The organism is Aquisalinus luteolus (genome assembly GCF_009712425.2).
GTDB classification, from domain to species: domain Bacteria; phylum Pseudomonadota; class Alphaproteobacteria; order Caulobacterales; family Parvularculaceae; genus Aquisalinus; species Aquisalinus luteolus.
On record NZ_VCJR02000002.1, the window covers coordinates 387042 to 411140 of the forward strand.

Sequence of the window (24099 nt, forward strand, 5' to 3'; positions counted from 1 at the left end):
GTCATGGTGAAGATGACGGCTGGTTCACTGGAAATTAGCACGCCGTGTCGATTTCTCCCTGACGCACCGGGAATTTTGCGGGTGGTGTAGAGTACGGTTACTTCGCTTCGAGAGCGAGAGGTCGCGGGTTCGAATCCCGTTCACCTTCACAGGTGGTAGCTCAGTCCGGAAGAGCGCTCGATATTCCGTGTTCGCCTGTTCCCCCGCGCTCCTGTTGTGTTCGGCTTAGATGGAGAAACTTGTGAAGCTGAATACTCCCCCCGGTTTCCGGGGCAAAACCCATGCAGGCGGGCAAGCACATCACGTTGCTGATTCTGATCAGTTGCGACGCGCTGTATTGTCCTGCTTGCTCTGGGAAGACCAGTTTTATGAGTCCGGTGAGCACATCGCCGACAGGATAGAGCGGCTGGCCCTTGAGCGGCCCGCCAGCGAAGTTGCCGCGCTGGCAATCGAAGCCCGTGACAGGTTCAATTTGCGTCATGCCCCGCTAATGCTGTTGTCCGCACTTGCGCGAACCGCCAGGGGTACGTCCATTCTGGCCGACACCATGCCCCGTGTTATGCTGCGGGCAGATGAAATGGGCGAGTTCCTTTCGATCTACTGGCGCAAGGGCAAACAGCCAATATCGGCACAGATCAAGCGCGGCCTCCGCGAAACTTTCGTCAAGTTCGACGCATACCAGCTTGCAAAATACAATCGGGCCAGCGCTGTGAAGTTACGCGACATTCTGTTTCTGGTTCACCCGAAACCAAAGGATGCAGCCCAGCAAGCAGTGTGGAACAGCCTGGTAGATGGCACGCTTGCCAGTCCGGACACGTGGGAGGTTTCTCTGTCGGCCGGGGCTGACAAGCGCGAGACCTTTGAGCGACTGCTCAGAGAAGGCAAACTTGGCTATCTGGCCTTGCTGCGCAATCTGCGAAACATGAGCCAGGCTGGTGTTGATGCCGGCCTCGTGCGCGATGCCATTCTTGCGCGAAGGGGTGCGCAACACGTGCTGCCCTTCCGTTATGTCGCGGCTGCACGCCATGCTCCGGCGTTCGAACCTTATCTCGATCAAGCTCTTTCCGAGGCCATGGCAGAAATGTCACCCCTCGATGGCAAGACGGTCGTGCTGGTAGACGTTTCCGCTTCCATGGAGTGCGCGCTTTCTCGGCGGTCCGACATGACCCGCCTGGATGCTGCGGCGGCGCTCGGTGCCATTGTTCATGGCGATCTGCGTGTGTTTACCTTCTCTGGAAAACTGGTTGAGGTTGCGCCGCGCCGGGGCATGGCCGGGGTCGACGCCATCATCAACTCACAAGTGCACTACAGCACCTACTTGCGCGGTGCATTGCAGGACATCAACGCCAGGGTTCCGTATGACAGGATAATCGTCGTGACCGACGAGCAATCTCATGATGGTCTGTGCGATCCTGTTGCGCCAAAAGCCTACATGATCAATGTCGCTTCATATGAGCCTGGCATATCCTATGGCCCATGGACGCGCATCAATGGTTTCTCCGAATCCGTCATAAGGTACATCCATGAAGCCGAACGAACTGCGTGATGCGGCGGTAAAGCTGTATGGTGAGCGTGGTTGGCAAACAAGACTTGCCGCCGCCCTCTCGGTTGACACATCGACAGTACGAAGATGGATTTCTGGCGCGGTGCCAATCCCCGGACCGGCGGGTGCTGCCGTTAGATGTTTTCTTCGTGAACATGCGCAGAGCGCCGTTTTGCGACAAAGGCCCGGTTCTTGACAGGCCGATGGCTGGATCATGCTGGTCGCGGTGCTGGCGCTTATCCTGTTTGCCTGGGCCGGCCGCAAGATCGAACGATGGGAAGGCGCGGTCTTCGTCCTCGGCTAAATGTCGATTACAGGGTTCCTGTTCGTCCGTTAACTGAGAGATCAACCCTCCCAGCCGAACACGTCTTCCACACCGACCCCGAAGGTGCGGGAGATGCGGAAGGCGCTTTCCAGCGACGGCGAATAGCGCCCCTGTTCGATGGCGATCACCGTCTGGCGGGTCACGCCGATGGCATCTGCGAGGGCCGACTGGCTCATATTGCCATGGGCCTCCCGCAGCTGCCGCACCTTGTTGGTGATGGGCGGTCGCTTCGCCATCAATGCGCCATCCGGTAGAACGCGACCTGCAGGGCGAAACTCGCCGCCGTCGCCGCCAACAGGCCAATCAGGCAGGTGGCGAACATGGCATCGGCATTGCCGGTGGTCGCATACTGGAACAGTCCCCACACGACGACGAAGCCGAAGAACGACCCGGCATAGGCGCCGGCCTTGTACATGATCATCATGTCCCGGTCGTCCTCGCCGCGTGCGGCATCTTTCGGCGAAAAGCCGCGCAGCACGGCCTGGATCACGATAGACGCGATAATGAACAGGACCGAGCCGAGGATCAGCGGCAACTCCGCCGGGCCCGGCGCCCCGCCACCAGCGATCACGGGCGGCACGATCATCGAGGCAAACCATCCGAGTACAACGATACTCAATATCCCCATGGCGAGGGCGGATTTTTCATTCAGGCTCATAAAACTCTCCCTTCAAGGCCAGCCACGCAAGGGTGGCAAGGCATGTCAAAAATATCTTACACCACCCATATGGTCAAAGATTTTTGACATGTCAAGAATTTTTGACAAAGAAAGTTTCAGTCCGGCTCTTCGTCCGTATAGAGCGACTGCCCGCGCTCCTTCATGATGCGCTCATACATCTTCACGTCGCGCAGCCATTTGCCGAAGCCTGACATGAACGCAAAAGCAAAGCCGTAAAGCCCGCCGCGCCACAACCCGTTGACGAAATAGCGCTTGCCGAAATAGATCCAGAATCCCAGCAGGATGCGGATATAGAGCCAGAACAGCGGCTTGTCCTTGACGTGCTCGGCGCGGGTGGAGGAGTTCTTGTTCACCTTGGTGATGAAAAGCTCCGCCCCGTCGAACGCATAATGCAGGATGGCATGTTTCAGCTTGCCGATTTTCATGTCCGAGGGGATCTTGAACTGGTCCCACGCCTTGTGGTCGGGAATGCGGATCTTCGTCTTGTTGTAGAGCTTGTGGCGGACCGATTGTCCGTAGCCATACCATGGCGCGCCCACCGGCGGCACGTTGACAAGCGGCGTGTTGTAGACGGCGTGTGGCGGCTCGCCCTTTTCGAACAGGGCGGCGACCTCGTCGGCGAACTCGGGCGTCACTACCTCGTCGGCATCTATGTCGAGCACCCAGTCATAGAGCGCCCTGTCCTCGCCGACGCGCTTCTGGCCGCCATTGCCGAGCCAGTCCTGATGGACGACCGTGGCGCCTGCCCCGCGCGCCAGCTCTATCGTGCCGTCGGTCGAGCCGGAATCGACCACGATCACCTCACGCGCTACGGTCAGGGCGGCGCGTACGACCTCGGCGATCATCCGCTTTTCGTTCAGGGTGCGGATATAGGCCGAGACGGGCGGGATCATGCGGTGTGTGGTGTCGCTTTCGCTCATGCCGACAAGGCCTTTGCAAGAAGCGGCAGGCTCACATCCATGCGATAGTCGATGGAGGAGTGATTGTCCGGGAACTCCGCATAGCTGTGCTCGACCCCGGCAGCCTCCAGCACGCGGGCGAGGCGGCGCGCGCCATAGACGAGGTCATACTGGTCGACATCCCCGCATTCGATATGCAATGCCTTCAGCTGTTTCAGCCCGGCGGCTTTTCCCTGTGCCATCACCACCGGGTCCCAGGCGAGCCAGTTGGCCCAGCGGTCCTCGATCACCTCGCAGGTGTCCATCGTCACCGGCAGGCGTACGCCGTATGGCTGGTCCGGCGCGGGGTCATAGGTTGCGCACATGGCAAGGCTCATCAGGATATGGAAATCATCGCCCTTGACCTTCGGCGCGGCCCAGAAAGCCTCCAGCCATTTGCGGATCGAGCCATCGGTTTTCTGCAGGGCACGGACGACCTTGGGAAATTCCGGCAGGTAACACAGCTCGAACGCCATGTCGCCGGAATGGCAGGCCGCCGCCGCCCAGAAATCCGGGTGCAGCAGCGCATGGACGATGGAGCCATAGCCGCCGGAAGACTTGCCGAAGATGCCGCGGTGCCCCGCGCCGCCGCAGCCGTATTTCTGCTCGACGAAAGGCACGATCTCTGTGCGCAGAATATCGTCCCACGGCCCCATGGCGGCGGAGTTGATATACTGGTTGCCGCCGAGCCTGGTGAAGCAGTCCGGGAAGGCGATGACGCAGGGCGGCATCTTGCCCTCGGCGATCAGCCTGGCGGCGCGGTCGGGCACGGTCTCGCCATAGTTCTTCCAGTTGGTGTGGGCTGGGCCGCCGGCGGTATAGCCGACGATGTCGACCAGCAGAGGCAGGCCCTCGCCGGTTTGGCCTTCGGGCACGAACACATCAATGCGCCGCCGGGCCGGGTCACCCAGCAGGTTGTCCGCCAGAAGCGCGCTGTCGAAATAGCAATGATGTACGGCACCGCCATGCGGCGTGGTCAGGTGATTGTCGTTCATGGTCCTGGATCGGTCGTCTGCTCAATCCTGTCCTTATGCCGCCTGCCGCTCGTAAACGCAAAGGGACAAACGAAAGAGGGTAACCAGAGACAAGGCGGCGAGGCTGCGCGCGCAGGGATCAGGTCAGGTGAAGATAATCGTCGGAGAACTTGCCGATCGCCTGCAGCGCGTCCGGTTTCAGGACCGAGATATGGGCGTTCGAGGCCTCGAGAACGCCGTCGCGCCGCAATTCCATGATGACCTTGTTCACGGACACATTTGTCAGGCCCAGCGCGTCGGCAATGTCGGTCTGGGTCAGCCGGAAGTCGAATGACTGTCCATCCACGAGACCAACGGCCTGCATGCGAACATAGATTTCGCAGAGCAGGTGCGAGATGCGCTCCCGCGCCGGACGGCGGCCTATATCGACCAGCCGTTCCCGCAAAACCGCCTCGTCAACAAGCGTCGCCCACCACAGGGCCTTGGCTATCGCCGGTCGTTCGAGCATTTGGAAAACGGCACTGCGCGGCATGTCGACCACTGTGCAGTCCGTCAGCGTGCTGATGCTGTGATCCATGTGATCGAGAATGAACACATGCAGGTCGCAGAAATCACCGGGCAGGAAGATCGCGAGGATCTGCCGGCACCCGGAATCGATCAACTTATAGCGACAGGCCATGCCGCTGACGATCAGGTGCACGTTTTCCGGGTTCTGCCCTTCGGTGATGATATCGCTGCGCGGCGGCAATTGCCGCCCGCCGTCCGCCAGCCTGGCAACCAGCTTCCGGTCAGCCTCGGGCAGGGGGCCGAAGCCTTCCAGCTTGCGGACGAGCATATTGCGATGGGGTCGCGGCAGGGTCTCGCGGGTTTGCCCTGCCGGGTACGTTTGTGTCATCACCCATGAAACACACGCGCAGAGCATACTATCCAAATAAACTTCTCTTCATCAAAACCGGGAACGGCCATAAAATGGCCCCGGAGTTACTGGATAACCGAGAGAAATCAGGGCTGAGGCAGCAATAAGGGGGAGATCATGTCTGAAGAAAAAAAGTCAGTTCACGACAACGAGGTCTATGCCTCGCCGCTGGAGGCGGTGCTGTTCTTCCTGCTGCCCGGCTTCCTGCAGGGCATCGCTTTCTGGTATCTGACGGACAGGATCGATGAGGCGGGGTCGGAGTCACTCATCGTTGCCCTGATGATGGCCGTCATGGTCGTGCCGGTCGCTCATTTCCTGACGACGACTCGCGGCACGCGGGTCATCGCGGCAGCCTATGCGCTGGGGCTTGGTGTCCTCATCGCCGGGCTCTACCTGCTGGCGGAGGCCAGCTTCGGGGCAAGCGCGGATGTCGAAGGGCCATTGCTGGCCATCTCCGCCGTATGCGGATTTCTCATCGCCTATATTTCCGCGCCCTTCTTCCGCACGGTGATGGAGCGGCGCGAAGTCCCGACCCATTACCCCTCCCTTTTCGAGTTCGCATGGAACCTGCCGGTGATTGGCGTCGGCACGCTGTTCTTCGGTATCGCCCTGTGGATCGTGCTCGGCCTGTGGGCGGCGCTGTTCAGCCTGATCGGGATCGATTTCTTCTCAAACATTTTCGGCAAGCCGTGGGCGGCTTTCCCGATCTCCGGCGCTGCCGGCGCGATCGCCATCGCCATCGTGCGCGAGCGCGAGACCATCGTGCTTGCCTTGCGCAGCGTGCTGTTCGCGCTGTTGAAGGTGCTGGCACCAATCCTTGCCATTGCCACGGTGCTGTTTGCTGTCGCTGCGCTGGTGCAGGGGCTGGACTTGTTGTGGGACAACTGGTCGGCGACGACGACCATGGTCTGTGCGGTGGCGCTTGCTGTCGCGCTCAGCAATGCGGTCGTGGGCGAGGCGGGCCAGCCCGCCAACCCCTTGCTCCGCTGGACGGTAAGGTTGCAGGCGATTGTCCTGCCGGTGCTGGCCGGCTTCGCAATCTACGGATTGTGGATCAGGATCGGTGACTATGGCCTGACGGTGGAGCGCATCTATGCCGCGATCATCGTGTGTTTCGCTGCCGCCTATGCGGTGGCCTATTTCATCAGCGCGCTCTTGCCATCTGGCTGGGACTTTATCCGGCGCGCCAATCTCGGTCTCGCCGGGCTTGTCTTCATCGTTGCCATCCTGGTCCAGACGCCGCTGTTCAACGCCTGGTCCTGGTCGGTCAACGACCAGATCGCCCGGCTGGAACGCGGCGATGTCAGTGCGGAAGAATTCGATTATGCCTATTTCCAGTTCGTGCTGGGCAAGGCGGGCGAGCGCGGTCTCGACCGGCTGGCCGCCGATGACAGCCTGCCGGACCACGACCTGATCCTGGAAAAGATAGAGGCTGTCCGCGCCGCCGAGAACCAGTGGGAATTCCGCAACAATGAATACATTACCGGCAGGACAATCGAGGCTGCCTTGACGGAGCAGCGCCTCGAGGTCAGCCCCGAGGGGCTGGAGGTGCCCGATACCCTTGTCGAGGCCCTTTCCACGGCGCGGTGGACGGTGAGCAGCTGTATCGAGGGCGATGCGATCCAGTGCCTGCTCCTGCGCACAGATGCGTTCACCGCGGAAAGCGGGCGCTACATCCTTCTGCGCCATTACAGCAGCACGAATGTCAGTGTTCATATCATCTATGATGACTGGGAAGGCGGATGGGACATCATCGACACCGAGCAGATGCGGTTCTCCTCGCGCAGTGCCGCCAACGCCTTCTTCGATGCAGCGCGCGCTGGTGATGTTCAACCGGCGACGATGACCATTGAGACTATCGAGATCGGCGGGGAAATCATTATACCTGAGGGGCTCGACGACACCGACCGGGAGATATTCTCGATCGTACAATCTGGTGAGGCGGAGCCGTTCGCGCCGGATCAGCCTTAAATCCTAAAAATATAGTACTGGAAAATGCTGCAGGTGCGAGCTAGTCTCTTGGGCAGATTCATGCCGAGAGGAAGGGATTTTCCATGAAACTGCCTATTTTCCTTGTCGCCGGGGCCGCCATGACCGCGATTGCGGCCTGCACCCCCGCAGAAGAGACTGCCCAACCAGACACCCAAAGTCAGGAAACCATGACCAGCGAGAATACCCCCGTCGAATGGCCGGAGGCGACCGCGCCGACCGCCAGGAAAGAACCGGTCGAGATCACCCAGCACGACATCACCCGGACCGATGAATATGCCTGGATCCGTGACGACAACTGGCAGCAGGTGCTGCGCGACCCGAGCGTGCTGCGCGAGGATGTGCGCGAGTACCTGGAGGCCGAGGTCGACTATTACGAGACCATGACCGCCGATCTTGATGGCCTGCGCCAGACGCTGGTGGCCGAGATGCGCGGCCGGATCAAGGAGGACGACACCTCAGTACCGGTTAAGGACGGTCCCTATGAATATTTCACGCGCTTCCGCGAAGGCGGAAACTACCCGATCTTCGGGCGTACGCTAATCGAAACGGGCGAAGAGCAGGTTCTCTATGACGGCGATGCCGAGGAGGGCGACTCGCCGTTCTTCTCCATCGGCACCGTGTCGAACAGCCCCGACCACGAGCTGATTGCCGTGTCGGCAGACCGTCTCGGGTCTGAATATTACACGATCAATGTCCGCAACGCTGCAACCGGCGAACAAATGGCCGACGAGATTACCTCGACCGATGGCGGCGTTGCCTGGGCAGCGGATTCCGGCAGCTTTTTCTATATCGAGCGCGACGACAACCAGCGCCCGAAACGCGTCAAATATCACGTGCTCGGCACGGATGCAGCTGAGGACCCGGTCATTTACGAGGAGGATGACAACGCCTTTTTCCTCGGCCTCGGCAAGTCCCAGTCCGGCGATTACATCATGATCTATGTTGGCGACCAGATCACGACAGAGTGGTACACGATCCCCGCCGATGATCCGACCGCCGACCCGGCCCTGTTCGCACCGCGTCAGCAGGGTGAGGAATATTACCCCGACCATCATGGCGACTGGTGGTACGTGCGCACCAATCGCGGCGATGCGGTCGATTTCGAGATCGTCCGTACACCGGTCGGCGAGACGGCGCGGGAGAACTGGGAAACGGTCGTGCCTTACGAGGAGGGGACGTTGATCTCCTCCATGACGACCTTCGCCGACTACCTCGTCTGGTCGGAACGTTCCGACGCCAAACCGGCCATCGTCATTTCCGATTACGATGGCAATGAGACGCCGATCAATTTCGACCAGCCTGCCTTCGCTGCCGGCTATTCCTCGGGTCGTGAGTATGACACCGATACGCTGCGGGTGCGTTATGAATCGCCGTCGCAGCCCGAGCAGACCTTCGACTACAACATGGCGACGGGTGAGCGCGAGCTGCGCAAGACCCAGGAAGTGCCGTCCGGCCACAATCCGGACCTCTATGTGGTCGAAATGCTGACGGCGGTTGCCGATGACGGGGCTGAAATCCCGGTCATGGTGCTGCGCCTGAAGGACACCCCGCTTGATGGCAGCGCACCCGTGCTGCTTTACGGGTATGGTTCGTACGGGGCGTATATCCCGGATTCGTTCTCCACCGGTATCCTGCCGCTGGTCGATCGCGGCGTGATCTATGCCCTTGCGCATATCCGCGGCGGCTCGGCCAAGGGCCAGCAATGGTATCTCGACGGCAAGCTCGACAAGAAGATGAACACCTTCACCGACTTTGTCCGTGCAGGTGAGATGCTGGTCGAGAAGGACTACACCTCCAGGGGCGACATCGTCATTTATGGCGGGTCGGCCGGTGGCCTCCTCGTCGGGGCGGCGGTGAACCTGCAGCCAGACTTGTTTGCCGGTGTCCTCGGTGCAGTGCCCTTCGTCGACGTGATCAACACCATCTCCGACGAGACATTGCCGCTGACCCCGCCGGAATGGCTGGAATGGGGCAACCCGATCACGAGTGCCGACGAATATGCCTGGATCGCGGAATATTCGCCTTACGACAATATCCGCGAGGGCGTTGCTTATCCGCCGGTCCTGGCGACGGGCGGCCTGACCGACTATCGCGTCACCTATTGGGAGCCTGCAAAGTGGATCGCGCGCCTTCGTGACCGTGCCGAGGGCGGGCCCTTCCTGATGCGCATGAACATGGAGGCCGGCCATGGCGGCTCGGCGGCCCGGTTCGAGCGCTTGGAAGAGCGCGCCCACCTCTATGCCTTCGCCCTGAAACTATGGGGCATGGAAGAGGCAGAGCCGGTCAGCCATTCGGAATAGGCTGATACATAAGGAAACAGGAAAAGCCCCGCCATCGTGCGGGGCTTTTTCTTAGACGCTTCTCTACATCATGCTCCGTACACAACGATCTCGATGTTGATGGTTTGTTCGCCCACGGTTGGAATTTTGGCAGGATTGCCTTAAGTCTCTTCGCGAGCAGGCCGCGTCCCATGGGCGCGGCATGAAAGACATATTGTGTTTCATATACGGCCCGCGTGGCCGGATCGCCGGGTGCCGTCAGGGGAACGCACGGGTTCGGGGATTAGTTCGGAGGGTTATAAATGGAAACTGGTCAGTTGATCTCTCTCGGCATCTATTTCGTCGTGATGCTGGGGATCGGACTTTATTCCTATCTGAATACCGACGAGGACGTCGAGGGCTACATGCTCGGCGGGCGCAAGCTCGGCCCGGCGGTCACCTCCCTGTCTGCAGGGGCATCCGACATGTCGGGCTGGATGCTGCTCGGCCTGCCGGGGGCGATGTATGTCTCGGGCCTGTCGGCCAGCTGGATCGCCATCGGTCTCCTGATTGGTGCCTTGTGCAACTATCTCATCGTTGCGCCGCGCCTGCGGGTCTATACGGTCGAGGCCAATGACGCGGTGACGATCCCGGACTATTTCGCCAAGCGGTTCGAGGACAATCACCACCTCCTGAAAATCATTTCCGCCATCGTCATCATCATCTTTTTTACGGTGTACACGTCATCCGGCGTCGTTGCCGGCGGCCTCCTGTTCGAGGAAGCGTTCGGCTTCGACTATCGCATCGGGTTGTGGGCAACCGCAGGTGTCGTCGTCGCCTATACGCTGTTCGGTGGCTTCATGGCCGTGTCGATCACCGACTTCGTGCAGGGGTGCATCATGTTCATCGCCCTCGTCATGGTGCCGATCGTGGCGATCATGAATCTTGGCGGCTGGGGTGAGACGATGAGCATCGTCAACGGGATCGATACATCCCGCACAAACCTGTTCCAGGGCATGACGCTGATCGGCATCATTTCGCTGATGAGCTGGGGCCTTGGCTATTTCGGCCAGCCGCACATCATCGTGCGTTTCATGGCGATCCGCTCGGTCAAGGATATCCCGACTGCGCGCAATATCGGCATGAGCTGGATGCTGGTCACCATCATCGGCGCGCTGGCGACCGGCTTTGTCGGCTTTGCCTATATCACCCGGACGGGCGGCGACCTCGCCGACCCTGAGACGATCTTCATCTTCCTGTCTCAGGTGCTGTTCCACCCGCTGGTCGCCGGCTTCCTGCTTGCCGCCATCCTTGCGGCGATCATGTCGACGATCTCCTCGCAGCTGCTGGTGTCTTCATCCTCGCTGACGGAGGATTTCTACAAGCTGTTCCTGCGCCGCGGGGCGAGCGACAAGGAACTGGTCATCGTCGGCCGCCTGTCGGTGATCGGCGTTGCGCTGGTCGCGATCTTCCTTGCCTATGACCGTAATTCCTCCGTGCTTGATCTTGTGTCGAATGCTTGGGCCGGGTTTGGTGCGGCCTTCGGCCCGCTGGTCATCATCTCTCTCTACTGGCGCAAGATGACCCGCTGGGGCGCGCTCGCCGGCATGGTGCTGGGCGCGGTGATCGTCCTGTTCTGGACCTATGTGCCGGTGCTGCCGCCAGCAGAGGCAGGCGGTGACATGCGGCCACTGAACGCGGAACTCTATTCCATCGTGCCGGGATTCATCATCTCGTGGATCGCGATCTATGTGGTCTCGCTGATGTCGCCGCAATCCAAGCCGGGCGTTCTGGAAACCCATGACCGGGTCAAAGAGAAAATGAAGGAGGCAGGTGTCGAAAGCTGATCGGCGCCCTCCATCACCAATAAGAAAAGGCGGGGTTTTGCCCCGCCTTTTTTAATGTCAGCCCATGATGAAGGCGTTCAGTTTGTTGCCGTCCGGGTCGCGGAAATAGGCGGCATAGAAACCCTCGCCACGCGGGCCGGGCTTGCCCTCGCAGGTGCCGCCATTGGCAAGGGCGATCTCGTGCAGCTTGTGGACCTGGTCCTTGTCCTTTGCCTGAAGCGCGACCATCACGCCATTGCCGACGGTCGCTGGTTCCCCATCGAAGGGCATGGTCAGCGCCACACCGGCGGGGCCGTCCGGCGTGCCCCAGGCGATGAAGGTCTCGAAATCCATCATCCGCTTGATGCCCATCTCCGCCGCGATCGCGTCATAGAAGGGGGCGTTTTTCTGCAGGTCATTCGTGCCGAGGGTTACGTATCCGATCATTGTTCTCTCCATCCTGAGCGGCAAGGGAACATAAGCAGAACATATGCGTCTTGTCGAGTCGAAAAAGCAGTTGCCCTCAGGCCGGCGTTTCTTCCGGCTCTGCCTGTTTCAGCACCCAGTCGACGAAGGCCTTCACCTGCGGCAGCGCGGCTTTCGCGGGCGGATGGACGACATAGTAAGCAAAGTCCGTCGTCGTGGTGAAATCGAACGGGATCACCAGCCGCGCTGCTTCGAGATCCGCCAGCGCAAGAGCTGATTTTGCGAGCGCCACGCCCTTGCCCGCGACCGCCGCCTCGATCACCAGCGATGACTGGTTGAAGCGGGGCCCGCGCGTGCCGTCGAGGATCTCGCCATTCTCGTCCTTCGCGCCTGCCGCGCGCAGCCACATCGGCCAGGTCGGGCAGTCTTCATCGTTGTCCGGCGAGCCGTCATGCAGCAGCGTATGAAAGGCGAGGTCCGACAGCTTGTGCAGCGGGTGCTCGCCGCGCATCAGGGCGGGGGAGGCGACGGGGATGATCCGTTCCTCCATCAGCTTGTGCACCGTCAGCCCGTCATAGGTGCCGCCACCATAGCGGATCGCGACATCGACATCATCGGCGGCGAAATCGACGAGGTTCATGTTGGCATGAACATAGACGTCGATATCGGGGAAGGCGGCCTGGAAGCTGTCGAGACGCGGCACCAGCCATTTCGAGGCAAAGGACGGCGCGACGGAGACGGTCAGCTTGCCCTGGTCGGCGCCAGAGGCCAGCAGGCTCGCCGCCGTCGCCAGCTTGTCGAAGGCATCGCGCATGATCGGCAGGCTCGACTGCGCCTCCTCTGTCAACAGCAGCGTGCGGTTCTGGCGCTTGAACACTGGCACGCCGAGATAGTCCTCCAGCGCCTTGATCTGCTGCGAGATCGCGCCGGGGGTCACGTTCAGCTCTTCGGCTGCCTTGGTGAAAGACAGGTGGCGGGCGGCGGCCTCATAGGCGCGCAGGGCGTTCAAGGGGGGTAATCGTCTCATGTCGGGCCTCGCCCCAAAATGTATAGAGGGGCCTTGTTAAATAGAAATTCTAATCTGAAGAGTCACGAAAGCGTGTTTATGCCATCACGAGAGCGCTGAAAAGCAGAAAATTCGCAAAAAAATAGATTTTCTATCGGATACACCAAGAGATTTCGATTGTTTCCATGGCTAAGAGTGCCTAGGTTCCGCTTGCATCAGCCGGGTCCGCCCGGCGTTTGTGATTTTGAATAGTTTTTCTAAAGGTTCTGCGACGTGCGCTATTTCCCGGCGTTTTTTGACGTAAAAGACAAGCCCGTGCTGATCGTCGGCGGCGGTGAGCTGGCCCTGCGCAAGGCCCGGCTGCTGGCCAAGGCCGGTCCGCGGCTCGTCTTCGTCGCGACCGAATTCGATGATGCGCTGATCGCCGAGTTCGGCCAAAGCGCTGAATTCCTGCACAAGCCATTCGCCGCCGTCGATACCGATGGCGATGCCGTGCTTGTCATCGCCGCGACAGGCGATGCCGACGCTGACGAAGCCGTTGCCTTCGCCGCCAAAGGCGCTGGCGTGCCGGTCAATGTCGTCGACCGACCGGAGCTGTGTGATTTCGTCGTGCCGTCCATCGTCGAGCGCGGCGACCTTGCCATCGGCATCTCTACCGGCGGCAACGCGCCTGTGCTCGGCCGCCAGGTCCGCGAGAAGCTGGAGGCGCTGTTGCCCCAGCGCCTTGGCGGCCTCGTTTCCTTTGCGGGCTCATTCCGGGATGCGGTGACCGCCAAGGTTGAGCCAGCTCTTCGCCGCCGCTTCTGGGAAAATGTCTTCTCCGGCACGATCTCCGACCTGTTCCTGTCGGGCCGCGAGGCGGATGCGCGCGAGGAAATGGTCGCGCAGCTGAACCGTCCGCAGGATTCAGCCAAAGGCTTCGTTCATATCGTTGGTGCCGGTCCGGGCGACCCGGAACTCTTGACGCTCAAGGCCCTGCGCATCCTGCAGGAGGCCGACATTGTGTTGCATGACGCGCTGGTCGGCAACGGCATCATGGAGATGATCCGCCGCGACGCCGAGCGCGTCTATGTCGGCAAGAAGAAATCCGACCACTCAATGCCGCAGGAAGACATCGGTACGCTGATGGTCAAGCTCGCCCGCGAGGGCAAGCGCGTGGTGCGGCTGAAGGGCGGCGATCCGTTCATCTTCGGGCGCGGCGGCGAGGAGCTGGAAGCGCTGAAGGCGGCGGGTATCCCGGCTGCGGTCGTGCCCGGCATCACTGCGGCAACCGGCTGCGGCGCGGCAGCCTCCGTTCCGCTGACCCACCGCGACCATGCGCAGGCGGTGACGTTTGTAACGGGGCACGCAAAAGGCGACACGGACCCCGACCTGAACTGGCAGGCACTGGCAGATCTCGGCCACACCCTCGTCGTCTATATGGGCGTCGGCACGGCGGGCGCGATTTCCCGCAATCTCGTCGACGCCGGCATGGCCGCGCAAACCCCTGCTGCGATCATCGAGAAGGGATCGCTGCCTGAACAGAAAATCATCCGCACCCGGCTCGATAGCCTCGGCGCAGATATCGTCACTGGCGGTATCGAAGGACCGGCAGTGCTGATCATCGGCGATGTTGCCGCCGCAGCCGATGGCCGTGGCCTCGTTGATCTGGCCGAACCGCAAAGAATGAGAGCGTAATATGGCTGACAAACCGGTAAAAATCTCAACTGGCGGCGTGAAAAAAGGCCGCAATGAAGGTGAGAAGGCCGTCACCGCCAACCGCCTGTCCGATGGTATCACCGTCTATCTGTATGACGACGGCTCGTGGCAGGATGCCTTGCGCGGTGCGGCGGTGTTCGAGGGGGATGACGCCCTCGCCGCGCTGGAACAGGCGACGGCGCAGGAAACGATTGTCGTCGGCCCGTACCTGATGGATGTGGTGCAGGACGGCGACACGGTCGTGCCCGCAGGCCGCGCCCTGCTGCGCGAGACGATCCGCTCCGCCGGCCCGACGATCAAGAGCAATTATTCCCGTACGGAGGCTCTGTAATGTACCGCTACGACGAATTCGACGCCAAGATCGTTGCCGACCGTGTCGCCCAGTTCCGCGGCCAGGTCGCGCGCCGGGTCGAGGGCGACATCACCGAAGACGAGTTCAAGCCGCTGCGCCTGATGAACGGCGTCTATCTTCAGCTGCATGCCTATATGCTGCGCATCGCCATCCCCTATGGCACGCTCAATGCCGCGCAGCTGCGCAAGCTCGCCTTCATCGCGCGTACCTATGACAAGAATTTCGGCCACATCACCACGCGCCAGAACATCCAGTTCAACTGGCCGGCGCTGACCGATATCCCCGACATTCTCGACCATCTGGCCGAGGTCGAGATGCACGCGATCCAGACGTCGGGCAATTGCATCCGCAACGTCACCTCAGATCAGTTCGCGGGTGCCGGTGCCGACGAGCTGGAAGACCCGCGCCCGTGGTGCGAGATCATCCGTCAGTGGTCGACATTTCATCCTGAGTTTTCCTTCCTGCCGCGCAAGTTCAAGATCGCGGTCACCGCCGCGCCGGAGGATCGCGCCGCCGTGCGTGTCCACGATATCGGCCTGCATATGAAGAAGAACGAGGCAGGCGAGGTCGGCTTCGAGGTGCTGGTCGGCGGCGGGCTGGGGCGCACGCCCTATATCGGCCAGGTCATTCGCGAATTCCTGCCCAAGGATCACCTCCTCTCCTATCTGGAGGCGATCCTGCGCGTCTATAACTCGCTTGGCCGCCGCGACAATATCTACAAGGCGCGGATCAAGATCCTCGTCAACGAGCTGGGCGCCGAAGCCTTCCGCGATATGGTCGAGGCCGAGTGGGCGGTGATGGACAAGTCGCGCATCGACCTGCCGGGCGATGAGATCGAGCGCATCCATGCCTATTTCGCTGCGCCGGATTTCGAAGATGATCTGGACACGGGCGATTTCGACAGCGCGCAAAAGAGCGACAAGGGTTTCGCCCGCTGGGTGCGCCACAATGTCCGCGCCCACAAGCAGCCGGGCTATGCGTCCGTCACCATCTCGCTGAAGCCGACCTCGATGGCGCCAGGCGATATCACCTCGGAGCAGATGGAGCTCATCGCCGATATCGCGCAGACACACTGCTTCGATGAGGTGCGCACCACGCACGAGCAGAACCTCGTCCTGCCCCATGTGAAAAAGGCGGACCTCCACGCAATCTATAAAAAGCTCGCGCCTTACGGTCTTGGCTCGTCCAATGCCGGGCTGGTGTCGGATATCATCGCCTGCCCGGGGCTTGATTATTGCAACCTTGCCAACACCCGCTCCATCCCGCTCGCCCAGCGCATCCAGAAGCGGTTCGAGGATCTCGACCGACAGGAAAACATCGGTGAGCTGAAGATCAAGATTTCCGGCTGCATCAATGCCTGCGGCCACCACCATGTCGGCCATATCGGCATTCTCGGCGTCGACAAGAAGGGTGAGGAATTCTATCAGGTCACCCTTGGCGGCTCGGCGGCGGAGGATGCCTCGATCGGCGAGATCGTCGGGCGCGGTCTGTCCACGGATGAAGTGGTCGATGCGATCGAGAATCTCATCTCTTTCTATCTAGGCGAGCGCTCTGACGGCGAGCGCTTTGTCGATACCTATCGCCGGCTCGGGCCGGACCCATTCAAGGAAGCGCTTTATGTTGCTTAAACTGGAAAACGAAACCCTCGCACGCGTCAACGCCGAGGCGGCGCAGGACATTCCCGACTTTGGGGTGTGGCAGGCGCAGGAGCCGCGCGGCACCGCCGTGCGCATCGCCAATGACATCAATCTGGCGGCGGAGGAATTTGACCCGTCGGGTCTCGAGCTGATCGTGCTCGACTTCCCGAAATACAAGGATGGCCGCGCCTATACACAGGCCCGCACCCTGCGCGAGTGCTATGGCTTTGAGGGCGATATTCGCGCGGCGGGCGACGTGTTGCGCGACCAGGTGTTGTTCATGGCCCGTTGCGGCTTCACCTCGTTCGAGCTTGCCGATGGCGTGCTGGAGCGCTCCGGCGGGGTTGAAGGTTTCGAGAAATCCCTTAAGGATTTCGACCTGTTCTACCAGCCGGGGGTCAAGGGCACGGCGTTGTGGCGCCTGCGCGGGCTTTCAGGGGCGACCGAAAAAGAGCGTCTGGCCGCTGCGGGGATAAAAGGGTAACGGGGTACACGGAGTAAAAATATGTCCGGATCGGTGATCAAGCTGCAAACGCCCAAGACCGTCTCCCTTGCCGAGGAGCGGGCAGAGATGCTGTCCGCGAAATACGCCGGTGCTGACGCGCTGGAGATCCTCCATGCCGCGCTGAAAGAGGAATTCCCGGGCGAGATCGCGCTCGTCTCCTCCTTCGGGGCCGAATCCGCCGTACTCTTGCACCTCGCCGCGCAGGTCGCGCCCGACGTCCCGGTTATTTTCCTTGAGACCGGCAAGCATTTCGCCCAGACCCTGTCCTATCGCAAGAAGCTCTCCACCCAGCTTGGCCTGACCAATGTGCAGGAGATCAAGCCGGTCAAGGCAGAGGTCGCCGAGGAAGACCCGGATGGCGATCTGTGGCGCAAGAACCCAGATGCCTGCTGCACCCTGCGCAAGGTGCGCCCGCTCGACAGCGCCCTGTCGGAGTACGAGGCATGGATCACCGGCCGCAAGCAGTTCCATGGCGGCGCCCGCGTACGCCTGCCCGCCTTCGAATTTGCGGGCAAGCATTTCAAGGTGAACCCGATCGTCTCGTGGACGCCGGATCGGGTCGATGCCTACTTCAAGGAACACGACTTGCCATCCCACCCGCTAGTGGCACAAGGCTTCCCCTCCATCGGCTGCTGGCCGTGCACCCACCCCGTCGCCGACGGCGAGGACGTCCGCTCCGGCCGCTGGCGCGGCCAGGCCAAGACGGAATGCGGGATACACGGGAAGGGGTAGCTTTCTTCTGAGATTGCAGGCTAGGCTCGTTCAATCTTTGCGCGTGCAAAAAACTGGAGCCTGCAAGCTATGCGTATCCTGTTGTTCAGTATTCTTTTGGCAGCTGCTGGCCTCGAAGCATCTTATGCTCAGATTGGCGGTAGCTCACCGCGGGCAGACACTGAAAAAGGCCCAGCTGGCGAACAGCTCACATCTACCCCTGACAAAAGAATAATCTACGAAGTGCCGGAATGGTATGACCCTGATGATCCTTGCCCGGTAAAGCCGGCCGATGGTGATCCCCTGAAGCTTCGGGTTTCGTCAGACAAAAGTCTGGTTCAATTGTCAGACACAATTACGCTGGACTTCAGTCTCGAATACGATCCGTACAGAAGCTATGTCCTGAGCAATGAGATCCGCGAACGCACTTGTCGGAATGATCCGGATTGCACAGAATATGTTCAATGGATCATTCCGGATCGTGGCGCATATGTTCATGGTCTCGATTTGGAGGGGGAAGATCGTTCCATAATATTGTACGCGGTGGAAATACTGGATCGTGAAAAGGTACTCTTGGCGGACCGAAGTCGCTCCATTGATACGCGAGAAATTCCTTTCAACGACTATGACCCGGCGAATTCAACCCCGGACCCTTTATTGGATAGTGTTTTCAGGATTAGAGGATTGATCCCTATTGAAAAGGCCGTGTACATGGCTCCCGGCGAAAGGATTTCGGAGACAGTCTCAATAGCTGTTGCTGATCTGGGCATTGGTCCGGGAGAATATGAGATAGGGGCTATTTACATTAATCGCCTCGAGGAGCTGTCAGATGAGCAGCGAGAGAAATATCTCTACAATTCTGCGGGTGAGAGAGTCGCTGACGTCCATTCCGGTAAGTGCGTCTTCTTTGATTTCGTCTTGTCAAAGGCGCCAGCCGTCGAGCTTATTGTCCAGTAAGACATGACATGGTTTAGGCCCTGTGACTCCACTCATAATGAATTCAGCATGTCAGAAGTAAAATTTATCCCCGCCGCACTGAACCCCGCTTATAACTCTCCCCAAGCCGGGTGAGGACCTGGCGGAGGCGCTGACCGCGAAGTGTGACCTGCACGGAGCATTGGTGCATCAGGGTGAGCCTACAGAAATTGGGGATCGGGCCCCAATTTCAGGCGAACGGTGGCGCGTTCGGCGGGCGATTGATTCGCTGGATCAATCGCTTTTCCGCCTCACCGCATCGTCCATCCGAGCGGTGTTCCAGTCTTTAGCTGGCTGGACGGGAGAGCTGGGTATCGGCCCCGCACCAGATCACCGCCCCCCTGAGTCAAAAGGCGCAACGTGAGGCTACCTACACTTATTATTTTGCTTATGGAGCCGGTAGCGCTCCCACGGGCCCCCTCAGTCGCGCCGTAGCCTTGGCGAAGGCGGATGTCTTTCAACGCTTCGGGCAATCCGCTCGCGGCGATACCGCTGTAGGAAAAGTTTCGCCAAGTGCCTGTAAGGCAGAATCTGTCTTACAGGCATGGCTGCCCATTGTTCTACCGGCGACGATCAGTCAAGGAGCGTAGCCCGCCGGAGGCGGCGGCCCTGAAGGGCCGTCCTTGACAGATCGGCACCGGTGGAACACCCCGCCATCCTTACTGGTCACCTGTCATTTTCACCGCTATCTTCCCTTGCGAGAGGAGATCACCCATGTCTGCCCGTATGCCTGTCCGCCTGACCATCCTGGCCCTGCTTGCCTGCATCACTGCTCTCGCCACACCCGCCGCCGCGCAATATCGCGCGCTCGATGCCCTGCCGGGTCTTGCGCCTGCCGACCACCATGTCGTCACCTCGAAGCACACAGGCCGCGAGCACCAGATCTTCATCCGCCTGCCGGAGAAGTATGACGAGGAGCCGGGCAAGCACTGGCCGGTCGTCTTCCTGCTCGATGGCGACATCCTGTTTCCCATGCTCGGCTCCTACCACCTGCTATTGCACTACGACCTGCCGGTGCCGGACGCGATTGTCGTCGGTATCGGCTATGGCTCTTTCGGCGAGGGCAATTATCGGTATGAGGATTATTCGACGCCACCCCTGCCGGAAGATATCGCTGCCGCCATGCCGGAAGAATATGGCCATGGTGCCGACACCTATCTGAAGTTCATCGAGGAAGAGGTCTTTGCCCATGTGAATATGGGCTATCGTGCCGATCCTGAGCGCCGAATCATCGTCGGCCAGTCGCGCGGTGCCCATTTCGTGCTCTATGCGGCGCGGGAGCGGCCGGAGCTGTTCTGGGGCATGATCGCGTCTAACCCGTCTTTGCGCCCCAATACTGAAAGCTTCTATGCCGACTACGCCGCCATGCCGGACGCAGGCACCAATCTCTATTTCTCCTCCGGCGAAAACGACATCGAGCGGCTGCGCGGCGAGGCGCTGGATCTCTTCGCCCATCTGGAAGGGCAGGAAAGCCTGCCCTGGCGGCTGGAGATGGCGAGCGTGCCCGGCGGCACCCACTCGGCCAGCATCGTCGATGTCTATCGCGATGCCATGCTCTGGCTGTTCGAGGACGAGGCCGACGACTGGAAAAGCGTTTACGAATAGGCGCAGGTCGCAGGCCCGTTGCACTCGCCGTTCCTCCCCATTATGTGTGGCGCATGGCAAAAAGATTTTCTTCAGACCGCGGTCCCTCCCAGCGCCAGCTTCGTGCCGGCGAACTGATCCGTCATGCCCTGGTCGAAATCCTGCAGCGCGAGGAATTGCGCGAGCCGGAACTGCAGGGCGTGTCCGTCACGGTGACGGAGGTGCGCGCCGCCCCTGACCTTAAGCAGGCGACGGTTTTCTGCACGGCCCTTGGCGGTGCCCTGGCCGATGACCGGCGCGGACCGGCGGTCGTCGCCTCCCTCAACAAGGCTGCGCCGCATATGCGCGGGGAACTGGGCAAGCGGATCGACATGAAGTTCACGCCGCAGCTGACCTTCCGCTATGATGACAGCTTCGATACGGCGCGCCATATCGACCAGTTGCTCTCCCGGCCCGAGGTCAGGCGCGACCTGCCCTCGCAGGACGATGACTGAGGCGGGATCCCTGTCCTGACGGAACGGGGCTGTGCGGTTTTCCCAACGGTTTCATGATGTTACGACGACACCCCGCGGCGGGAGGCATTTGCCTCTGGTCAAACGGGTTCGCTGTGATAGTGTAGCGAAATTGGTGTCTGTGATGGGGACACAGTAATTGGGGTTGGTACAATGAGATTTTTCAAGTCGAAGAAGAAAGACGTGAGCACCGATGCCGGTCAGAAGGACCTGCAGGGCGACAAGGTCGCCGAGACGCGCCGCGACCTGAAGAGCGAACTCGATATGGCCGTGGTGCCGGAGTTGAAAGCACAAGAAAAGCCGGCAGAGGTGAAAACCGAAGCTGCTGCTGATGCGCCTGCCGAGGAAAAGCCGGCAGAAGCGCCTCTTGCCAAGAATGCCGACAAGCCCGCCGATGAGACCTCCATGGTCCGTCTGTTCCCGGGCTTTGAGAACCAGCCTTTCGAGATCGGCTATGCCGGCTTCAAATCCGCCGATTACGGTATTGAGGAAGAAGCCCCGATGCTGTTGATGCGCTGGAAGGCCGGTTCGGCCAAGTGGTTCCCGCTGCCGCCGATGTTCAACAAGGCAATCCTTGAGCAGATCCACGAGGAAGACAACGACCTTGACCGCCTGCTGATCGGTTACGGCTATGACGCAGAGCAGCTGGTCCACAAGCTGTAAGACAACAAGGCGTTTTCCATATGGCTGGCTCGGGTACTCTTGACCCGGACCCGCCGGAGTGGTTCAACCCGTCGAAATTATTTCAAGGGGCATCACCGTCCGAACCGGTGCTGCCCTTTTTGTTTCCACTGACGGCCGGATTTGCCCGGCGCAAAGGGTGAGAAGATGGGAAGACGGCGCAAGAAGGGCCGGCCGGTCAATGGCTGGCTGATCCTCGACAAACCCTATGATGTTGGTTCGACCGAGGCCGTTGGCCGCCTGCGGTGGCTGTTCGATGCGAACAAGGCGGGCCATGCCGGCACGCTCGACCCGCTGGCGACAGGCATCTTGCCGATTGCCTTCGGCGAGGCAACCAAGACGGTTCCCTTCGTCCAGGACGGGCTGAAACGCTATCGGTTCACCGCCCGCTGGGGGCAGGCAACGTCGACTGACGATGCGGAGGGCGAGGTCACCGCAACCAGCGACAAGCGGCCATCGCGTGCGGAGATCGAAGCGGCCCTGCCGGATTTCATTGGTGACATCGACCAGGTTCCGCCTGCCTTTTCAGCGATCAAGGTCGACGGCGAACGCGCCTATGACCTTGCCCGCGATGGCGAAAAGGTCGAGCTGGATGCGCGCACCATCACGGTTCACGATTTCATTCTGGTGGATATGCCGGATGCAGATCATGCGGTGTTTGAGGCGGTCACCGGCAAAGGCACCTATGTGCGGGCCCTTGTCCGCGACATAGCCAAGGCGCTGGGAACGCAGGCCCATGTCAGTGCCCTGCGACGCACGGCCGTCGGTCCGTTCACGGAAGAGATGGCGGTGACGATAGAGGAACTGACCGGCAAGGATTTTGCCGCGGACGTTCATCGCGACATGCTGGAGCAAGCTGACCTGGACTCGTTTCTGGAACCGGTTGAGGCAGGTCTTGCCGACCTGCCATCAGCGGCGATTACCGGCGCTGATGCCGGGCGTCTCCGCTCAGGCCAGCCGGCCATCGTGCCGCCGCCGGTTGCCAAGGGCATTCGCGGCGACCGGGCCGGGGAGATCGAGGCCGTGCTTGCCATGCATCATGACGAGGCCGTCGCGATCTGCCGTCTGGACGGGCTGAAGCTGCAGCCGGTCCGGGTATTCCAGACCGGCCAGTAAAGAGCAGGTATCAGCTTTTGCTGCCACCAGCGGACTTGCCGCCAGCCTTGTTTGGCTGCTTTTCCTGACTGTGCTGGCGTGTCTCGGCCTTTGTCTTCGGCTCGAGATTGCTGACCTCGCGGCGCAGGCGTTCCAGCGATGAGTTCTCGGTAAGGGGGCCTTCACGGCTCATGGCGTTTCTCCTGTCTTGTCTAACCTGTTGCTAACAGGAAGGATGGCGGCCCGTTCCGTGGTGCGGGGCGGGGGGCACCGGCCCAGTACCCCGGCATAATGATCAGGACATGTGCTCAGCGGTTGCTGCGCGGCGCTTTTCCAGCCTTTCCAGGATTGCTGGTAACTGATTTTCCGCAAAGGCGCGGATCATGTCGTCCCCTGCAATATCCTGCCATTGTGCGGGATTGCAGGTCAGGTCCGTGACTGGCACGTCCGGGAAGATCGGGCGGTCACCGATATTGGTGAACAGGTGACGAAAGCGGCTCAATCTCTCCGATATCTGCCACCCTTCACCGAAATGCAGGTGCTCATCCTGTGCCGGGATGATTTCTCTTGCACGGCTTATGATTTCCACGGGCAGTTTTTGTCGGCCCAGGATGAACGGCACATCGATGACCCGGCCCTGCAGGACAGCGTGATAATTATCGTCCTGCGGCAGTCCCAGCATGTCCGCGATCACGCCATTGATCAGCCTGAAGATTTCGAATGGCTCCGTCTCGGTCGACTGATGCAGCCATGGTTCCTCGCTCAGCAATGCCTGTTGCAGGTCCTCACCGAAACCGAAGGCGGCATAGAGGGGCCGAAGGACGCTGCCATCATCCGCGACAGCGTGGTCATAGGAGACGGCCTTCACCGCGCAATTCCCGCTGCCGAGGGCGTTATCCAGTATGCGATCCGGGCGACAGTCTATGTGATCATCCTGCACGATGCGATCCAGATATTGTCGCAGGGTCTGGCTGTCGCGGCGGCGAAGATATTGCCGCCAACGTGACGGCAGATACTGACTCCAGTGGCGGAAGGTAAAAACATAGGCAAGCTCGCACCCTTCAAGCGAGGCGGTCAGGCGCCTGAAATAGTCTTCTGAAAAGGTCGAAACGCCTTCCATCGAAAGGATCATCGTGTGGGCGCCCTTTCGCCGGACCGCTGCAATGGTCTTTTTCAGCGCCGTATCATTCCACCCCTGCCGCTTTACGTTGAGGAGGAAATGGGATTGCTGTTCGCCATCGCGGGGGTACCAGATGCCACTGTCCAGCAGTCGCAGGCGGTGTTTCTTCAGGGCAGACTGAAGCGAGGTGGTGCCGGTCTTGTGCGTACCGCCATGTATGATGACTTTCATCCAGTCCGCTCCCCGAAGAACTACGAAAGAAGCAATTTATAACCGCCCTCAGGGCACAATGCGACCCGGATGATGCTGTGGTCGTTATTTCGGAAAATTGAACACCGTGACGTCA

23 protein-coding genes and 1 tRNA gene are annotated in these 24099 nt (G+C 60.5%); 15 read left to right on the top strand and 9 right to left on the bottom strand.

Going from position 1 to position 24099, the window contains the following annotated elements; genetic code table 11:
- Positions 1-78 precede the first annotated feature (78 nt).
- Together FF098_RS10365 and FF098_RS10370 are read left to right on the top strand one after the other, a co-directional pair.
- Positions 79-148, top strand: a tRNA-OTHER gene (locus tag FF098_RS10365).
- Positions 149-241: 93 nt separating this feature from the next.
- Positions 242-1546, top strand: a complete 1305-nt coding sequence (locus FF098_RS10370) for a TROVE domain-containing protein (protein WP_205967468.1) — start codon at positions 242-244, stop codon at positions 1544-1546.
- A gap of 342 nt (positions 1547-1888) precedes the next feature.
- Here FF098_RS10370 and FF098_RS10375 read toward each other — a convergent pair whose 3' ends face one another.
- The 5 genes from FF098_RS10375 to FF098_RS10395 form a co-directional block, all read right to left on the bottom strand.
- Entirely contained in the window at positions 1889-2104 is a 216-nt protein-coding gene (locus FF098_RS10375; protein WP_155140206.1) for a helix-turn-helix transcriptional regulator, read from the bottom strand.
- On the bottom strand, positions 2104-2526 hold the full coding sequence (locus FF098_RS10380; RefSeq protein WP_155140208.1) for a hypothetical protein: 423 nt from the start codon (positions 2524-2526) through the stop codon (positions 2104-2106). The genes FF098_RS10375 and FF098_RS10380 overlap by 1 nt, the downstream gene beginning before the upstream one ends.
- 116 nt (positions 2527-2642) lie before the next feature.
- Complete coding sequence (locus tag FF098_RS10385) at positions 2643-3467, bottom strand: glycosyltransferase family 2 protein (RefSeq protein ID WP_155140210.1); 825 nt, start codon at positions 3465-3467, stop codon at positions 2643-2645.
- Complete coding sequence (locus FF098_RS10390; RefSeq protein WP_155140212.1) at positions 3464-4480, bottom strand: alpha/beta hydrolase; 1017 nt, start codon at positions 4478-4480, stop codon at positions 3464-3466. The genes FF098_RS10385 and FF098_RS10390 overlap by 4 nt, the downstream gene beginning before the upstream one ends.
- A gap of 118 nt (positions 4481-4598) precedes the next feature.
- Positions 4599-5354 carry a Crp/Fnr family transcriptional regulator gene (locus tag FF098_RS10395; protein WP_205967469.1) on the bottom strand — a complete coding sequence of 252 codons (756 nt, stop codon included), beginning with the start codon at positions 5352-5354 and terminating at the stop codon, positions 4599-4601.
- A gap of 138 nt (positions 5355-5492) precedes the next feature.
- On the opposite strand from FF098_RS10395, the gene FF098_RS10400 reads away from it, so the two are divergent.
- From FF098_RS10400 to putP, 3 genes are all read left to right on the top strand, one after another.
- The gene (locus FF098_RS10400) at positions 5493-7346 is read left to right on the top strand and encodes a DUF4153 domain-containing protein (RefSeq protein WP_155140214.1); all 1854 of its coding nucleotides are present in this window, start codon (positions 5493-5495) and stop codon (positions 7344-7346) included.
- Between the two features lie 83 nt (positions 7347-7429).
- On the top strand, positions 7430-9667 hold the full coding sequence (locus tag FF098_RS10405) for a S9 family peptidase (protein WP_205967470.1): 2238 nt from the start codon (positions 7430-7432) through the stop codon (positions 9665-9667).
- 281 nt (positions 9668-9948) lie between these two features.
- On the top strand, positions 9949-11472 hold the full coding sequence (gene putP / locus FF098_RS10410) for a sodium/proline symporter PutP (protein WP_155140216.1): 1524 nt from the start codon (positions 9949-9951) through the stop codon (positions 11470-11472).
- A 57-nt stretch (positions 11473-11529) separates the two neighbouring features.
- On the opposite strand, the gene FF098_RS10415 is transcribed toward putP, so the two are convergent.
- Together FF098_RS10415 and gcvA are read right to left on the bottom strand one after the other, a co-directional pair.
- Complete coding sequence (locus FF098_RS10415; RefSeq protein ID WP_155140219.1) at positions 11530-11898, bottom strand: VOC family protein; 369 nt, start codon at positions 11896-11898, stop codon at positions 11530-11532.
- 76 nt (positions 11899-11974) lie between these two features.
- Complete coding sequence (gcvA, locus tag FF098_RS10420) at positions 11975-12904, bottom strand: transcriptional regulator GcvA (protein ID WP_155140221.1); 930 nt, start codon at positions 12902-12904, stop codon at positions 11975-11977.
- Between the two features lie 252 nt (positions 12905-13156).
- On the opposite strand from gcvA, the gene cysG reads away from it, so the two are divergent.
- From cysG to truB, 10 genes are all read left to right on the top strand, one after another.
- The gene (gene cysG, locus FF098_RS10425; protein WP_166426474.1) at positions 13157-14560 is read left to right on the top strand and encodes a siroheme synthase CysG; all 1404 of its coding nucleotides are present in this window, start codon (positions 13157-13159) and stop codon (positions 14558-14560) included.
- Position 14561: 1 nt separating this feature from the next.
- On the top strand, positions 14562-14912 hold the full coding sequence (locus tag FF098_RS10430; RefSeq protein ID WP_155140223.1) for a DUF2849 domain-containing protein: 351 nt from the start codon (positions 14562-14564) through the stop codon (positions 14910-14912).
- The gene (locus tag FF098_RS10435) at positions 14912-16561 is read left to right on the top strand and encodes a nitrite/sulfite reductase (protein WP_155140225.1); all 1650 of its coding nucleotides are present in this window, start codon (positions 14912-14914) and stop codon (positions 16559-16561) included. The genes FF098_RS10430 and FF098_RS10435 overlap by 1 nt, the downstream gene beginning before the upstream one ends.
- Positions 16551-17054 carry a DUF934 domain-containing protein gene (locus FF098_RS10440; RefSeq protein ID WP_155140227.1) on the top strand — a complete coding sequence of 168 codons (504 nt, stop codon included), beginning with the start codon at positions 16551-16553 and terminating at the stop codon, positions 17052-17054. The genes FF098_RS10435 and FF098_RS10440 overlap by 11 nt, the downstream gene beginning before the upstream one ends.
- 21 nt (positions 17055-17075) lie before the next feature.
- Positions 17076-17807 carry a phosphoadenylyl-sulfate reductase gene (locus FF098_RS10445; protein ID WP_155140229.1) on the top strand — a complete coding sequence of 244 codons (732 nt, stop codon included), beginning with the start codon at positions 17076-17078 and terminating at the stop codon, positions 17805-17807.
- A 69-nt stretch (positions 17808-17876) separates the two neighbouring features.
- A complete protein-coding gene (locus tag FF098_RS10450; RefSeq protein WP_155140231.1) occupies positions 17877-18743 on the top strand; it encodes a hypothetical protein in 867 nt (288 codons plus the stop codon).
- A 732-nt stretch (positions 18744-19475) separates the two neighbouring features.
- Positions 19476-20366 (top strand): alpha/beta hydrolase, encoded by an 891-nt coding sequence (locus FF098_RS10455; RefSeq protein ID WP_155140233.1) that lies wholly within the window; start codon positions 19476-19478, stop codon positions 20364-20366.
- 53 nt (positions 20367-20419) lie between these two features.
- Positions 20420-20839, top strand: coding sequence for a 30S ribosome-binding factor RbfA (gene rbfA, locus FF098_RS10460; protein ID WP_155140235.1), 420 nt, complete (start codon positions 20420-20422; stop codon positions 20837-20839).
- Between the two features lie 171 nt (positions 20840-21010).
- Positions 21011-21520, top strand: a complete 510-nt coding sequence (locus tag FF098_RS17550) for a hypothetical protein (protein WP_188544098.1) — start codon at positions 21011-21013, stop codon at positions 21518-21520.
- Between the two features lie 165 nt (positions 21521-21685).
- The gene (gene truB, locus FF098_RS10470; RefSeq protein ID WP_155140236.1) at positions 21686-22654 is read left to right on the top strand and encodes a tRNA pseudouridine(55) synthase TruB; all 969 of its coding nucleotides are present in this window, start codon (positions 21686-21688) and stop codon (positions 22652-22654) included.
- A 10-nt stretch (positions 22655-22664) separates the two neighbouring features.
- On the opposite strand, the gene FF098_RS10475 is transcribed toward truB, so the two are convergent.
- Positions 22665-22826 carry a hypothetical protein gene (locus FF098_RS10475; protein ID WP_155140238.1) on the bottom strand — a complete coding sequence of 54 codons (162 nt, stop codon included), beginning with the start codon at positions 22824-22826 and terminating at the stop codon, positions 22665-22667.
- A 102-nt stretch (positions 22827-22928) separates the two neighbouring features.
- Positions 22929-23984 carry a hypothetical protein gene (locus tag FF098_RS10480; protein ID WP_155140241.1) on the bottom strand — a complete coding sequence of 352 codons (1056 nt, stop codon included), beginning with the start codon at positions 23982-23984 and terminating at the stop codon, positions 22929-22931.
- Positions 23985-24099: the final 115 nt, after the last annotated feature.